The sequence below is a fragment of the Pseudomaricurvus alcaniphilus genome (genome assembly GCF_011440395.1).
Classification (GTDB): Bacteria; Pseudomonadota; Gammaproteobacteria; order Pseudomonadales; family Cellvibrionaceae; genus Pseudomaricurvus; species Pseudomaricurvus alcaniphilus.
Window position 1 is genome coordinate 1 of record NZ_JAAOIX010000029.1, and the last position, 2,643, is coordinate 2,643.

Annotated in this window: 2 protein-coding genes and 2 pseudogenes; 2 read left to right on the top strand and 2 right to left on the bottom strand. The window is 50.5% G+C overall.

Annotation, left to right across the window (positions count from 1 at the left end):
* Positions 1-134: 134 nt before the first annotated feature.
* Entirely contained in the window at positions 135-503 is a 369-nt protein-coding gene (locus tag G8764_RS22150; RefSeq protein WP_166168553.1) for a hypothetical protein, read from the top strand.
* A 32-nt stretch (positions 504-535) separates the two neighbouring features.
* Positions 536-730 (top strand): annotated as a pseudogene (locus tag G8764_RS22155) (transposase); the annotation flags it as partial.
* Between the two features lie 38 nt (positions 731-768).
* Here the strand turns inward: G8764_RS22155 and tnpC are convergent.
* Together tnpC and tnpB are read right to left on the bottom strand one after the other, a co-directional pair.
* A complete protein-coding gene (tnpC, locus tag G8764_RS22160; protein ID WP_166168556.1) occupies positions 769-2,328 on the bottom strand; it encodes an IS66 family transposase in 1,560 nt (519 codons plus the stop codon).
* Positions 2,329-2,351: 23 nt separating this feature from the next.
* Positions 2,352-2,516 (bottom strand): annotated as a pseudogene (gene tnpB, locus G8764_RS23115) (IS66 family insertion sequence element accessory protein TnpB); the annotation flags it as partial.
* Positions 2,517-2,643: the final 127 nt, after the last annotated feature.

A 2,643-nucleotide genomic window follows, 5' to 3' on the forward strand; every position in this document is an offset into this window, starting at 1 on the left:
TGTTCGAGAAGGGGGCTGCCCATGCACGGTAGCAATGTTATTACTGAGGAGCCCGGTGCGGTAATCCCGCACGCCGGGATCTGTGTGGGGGCGTCCGGGTAACCGGGCGTTCTACCACGACTGTGTAAACTACTATGAAGAAATGCTATTTAATAATTCTAACAATACTTGGGCTTTCTCTTGCGCCCAATATTTTTCTTTGTGCAAAGGGAATTTCTTACTTTTCCCAATTGGAGGGGAAAGAGGTGGCAGTAAGCTATCGAGAATTTGCGAATAAGATTCAATCTGGCACTATCTCAAATGCTGATATAGCGAGCCGCTTTAACAAAATTGCAAATGGTGAAGAAAAGATCGCTAAAGGTTTTGGTATGTTCAAGCTATCTTTGTACTTTTGGTTAATAGCTATAGTCGCAATTACAACTTTACAAGCATTTTTATTTCGAGTGCTGTTAAAAACACATAACAAATTAAGTCAGCAGGACGCTGATCTTGCCCCGCTTTAACGGACACCAACATCAAACTGATGAGGTGTCCAATGCCAAAATATACCAAACCGAGGAAGACCTGGCAGTATTCCAACGAATTCAAAATTAAAGCGGTTCAGTTAAGCTTGCTCGATAGCATCCAGGTAAAAGAGGTTGCCGATACACTCGACATACACCCATTCATGCTGTCACGATGGCGAAAAGAATATCGTGAAGGCAAGATCGTGGCAGATAAGCGCAAAAAAGGTAAGCGCTCAGCAAACCCCACCTGGCGGGCAACTCTTTAAACTGTTAGGGCCTCTGCAGAAACATTCCAAGGCAGCAAGGCTTCGATATTCTCGACGCCTTGCGCGAGCGGAAGTTCTTTAAAAACGTATCGTAGGTAGTTGTAGGGCTCCAGCTTGTTGGCCCTTGCAGTTTCAATGAGAGAGTAAAGGTTGGCACTGGCGTTGGAGCCATTTACACTGGCAGAAAAGAGCCAATTCTTGCGGCCAAGAACGAAGGGCCGTATCGCATTTTCTGCAGGATTGTTGTCTATGTTCAGGCGGCCATCCTCTGTATAGACTGTCAGCTTCCGCCAGTTTTTGTCCAGGTAAGCCAATGCTTTGCCCAGCACGCCTTTGGGTAACGTTGAGTGCAACGTGTTATCAAGCCACTTCCGAATCTTGTCGAGTTGCGGCACGGATTCTTTCTGGCGAAGAGAATAGCGATCTGCAGGATCCAGGTCTCTTGCCCGTTTCTCGATGGCGTAGAGCCTGGCAATCATGGACAAGATCATATTGGCCTTGCCGGTTTTGCCGGCGGTAACTTTTTCAGCCTCAACCAGTTTTCGCCGAGCGTGGGCCCAACACCCCAACTGAGTAATATTTGTTGCGGAGCACGCCTGATTGTAACCGGCGTAGTCGTCGGTTTGCACGTAACCGCAGTAGTCCGCCAACAGCCCGGCAGCCACATCTCCGCGACGGCTGTCGGCATAGTGAAACAGGCGAACAGGCTGCGTAGGTGGTCCGCCGACCCGAACCCACATGTACGATTGGCTTTGTGCCCGTTTGCCCTGTTCATTCAGGACCTGAACCGGGGTTTCATCGCAGTGCACGACCGGATAATCCCGCCATCGCTCGTCGAGTAAATTGATCAGGGGTTGAATCAGTTCACCTGACCGAATCATCCAGTTGGCCAGTGTGTTTCTGGGTATGTCGATGCCCTGACGCTGCAATATCGCCTCCTGGCGGTGCAATGGCAGGGCATCCTGATACTTGGATGTGACGATGTGCGCCAGCAAGCCGGGGCTGGCGTTGCTCTTGGAAATCGGTTGTGCCGGTAGTGGAGCTACGGCAACGCCACTTTCACACTTTTTGCAGGCGTATTTCTTGCGAACGTTGACCAGCACCTGGATGGTCGCCGGGATGATGTCCAGTTGTTCGCTGATTTCTTCACCAATGACCACGCGCTCACAGCCACACTCACAAGTCTTCTCGGTGTCGGGCAGATCATGCTCGATGCGAACCCTTGGCAGGTCTGCCGGCAGTGGCTTGCGTCCGGGCTTTTTCTTGCGCGTGGCACTGTCAGCACACGCAGACTGAGCATCCTGCTGGACGAAGCCGTCCTCAGCGGCCACAGAGAATTCAGCCTCGTTGAACAACTCGACCTGATCCGGGGACTTTTCGGAGCTTTTGCCAAACAAGCGCAGCTTCTGCAGGCGAAGGGCTTCCTCCATCACCTTGATGATGCGTTCTTGATGGGAGATGGTTTGCTCTTTGCTGGCAAGGGCGCGGTCTCGCTCAGACAGAAGCTGTCTGAGTTCATCATCGCTGAGATTGCTGTAATTTTGTGCCGCGCCCATAGCGCGGATTATAACACCGCGGGTCAGGTGACTGAATCAAAAAACACCGCTTGATGAGGCCGATTGTTGAAAATATCAAAACCATCAAGTAACCAGTTCAACTCCTGTCCCGTGAGGTGGAGTGTCTCTCCGGATTTCGGCCATTTAAAGCGCTGCTTCTCCAGTCGCTTGTACCAGACGATGAAGCCATTGCGTTCCCATTATGCGCGACAGTGGATTATACAGGCTTCCAAAACGCAATTCCGAACAGTGAGTTTAGTGATCGAATAAAACCCTTTTATTTTCATGTGGTTACTGGTTGTCTATTTGCCCTGA